Raw genomic sequence first — 1,224 nt, 5'->3', positions numbered from 1 at the left:
TGATCGCCTCCCTGGTCCGCCGCTTCGGTGACATCGACATCGCCGAGGACGCGGCCGGGGAGGCGCTGGTGACCGCCCTCGAGAAGTGGCCGGAGAGCGGCGTGCCGCCGAACCCCGGTGCGTGGTTGACGACCACCGCCGGCAACCGGGCGATCGACCGACTCCGTCGCGAGAAGCTCCGCGAGAGCAAGCACCAGGCGGCCGAGATGATGCATGACGACACCCCCCACGAGCCGACCGGCGTCATCACCGACGACCGGCTCCGGTTGATCTTCACCTGCTGTCACCCGGCCCTGGCGCCGGAAGCGCGGATCGCGCTGACGCTGCGCCTGATGGGCGGTCTGACGGTGGCCGAGATCGCGAGCGCCTTCCTCGTCCAGGAGACGACGATGGGCCAGCGGATCACCCGCGCCAAGGCCAAGATCAAGGGCGCGAAGATCCCGTACCGCGTCCCCGCGGCCGAGGACCTGCCCGAGCGGATCGGCGCCGTGCTCGCCGTACTCCTGTTGATCTTCAACGAGGGCTACCTCTCCAACAGCGACGGTGACCCCATCCGTGCCGACCTGACGGGCGAGGCGATCCGGCTGGCCCGGATCCTGCACGAGCTGCTGCCCGAGGACCGCGAGACGACCGGCCTGCTGGCGATGCTGCTCCTGACGGAGTCGCGGCGCGCGGCACGGGTCCGCCACGGTGAGCTGGTTCCGCTCGACGAGCAGGACCGCGGTGGCTGGGACCGGGCGCTGATCGCCGAGGGACATGCGCTGGTCCGCGAGTGCCTGGCCGCCAACCGCCCCGGCCGCTACCAGATCCTCGCGGCCGTCAACGCCGTCCACACCGATGCGCCGTCCGCCGCCGACACCGACTGGTCACAGGTCGCGGCGCTGTACGACCAGCTGGTCCGTCTGGACCCCTCGCCCATCGTGGCCCTCAACCGGGCCGTGGCGATCGCCGAGCTCGACGGCCCCGAGGTCGCCCTCGCCCAGGTCGACCGGCTGCCCCTGTCCGGCTACCACGCCTGGCACGCCACCCGCGCCGACCTCTTCCGTCGCCTGGGTCGCAGCGCCGAGGCGCGTCAGGAGTACGACGCCGCGCTCGCCTGCTGCGACAACACCGCCGAGATCGCCTACCTCACTCGCAAGCGCGGAGAGCTGGTCTGATTGCGCGAGCGCCGCAGTTGCCTTCCGTAGGACCTCGGCCGGTCTGGCGGCAAGCCGACAGTGTCGG

1 protein-coding gene is annotated in these 1,224 nt (G+C 71.7%); it reads left to right on the top strand.

Annotated elements, in window-relative coordinates; translation table 11 throughout:
• The first annotated feature begins 2 nt into the window (after nucleotides 1-2).
• Nucleotides 3-1,157: an RNA polymerase sigma factor gene (locus tag ACOADB_RS18110; protein WP_378601506.1), complete on the top strand. Its 1,155-nt coding sequence runs from the start codon at nucleotides 3-5 to the stop codon at nucleotides 1,155-1,157.
• Nucleotides 1,158-1,224: the final 67 nt, after the last annotated feature.

Source organism: Nocardioides sp. CPCC 206348 (assembly GCF_048654705.1).
Lineage (GTDB): Bacteria > Actinomycetota > Actinomycetes > Propionibacteriales > Nocardioidaceae > Nocardioides.
This window is presented reverse-complemented; position numbering and strand designations above follow the sequence as displayed.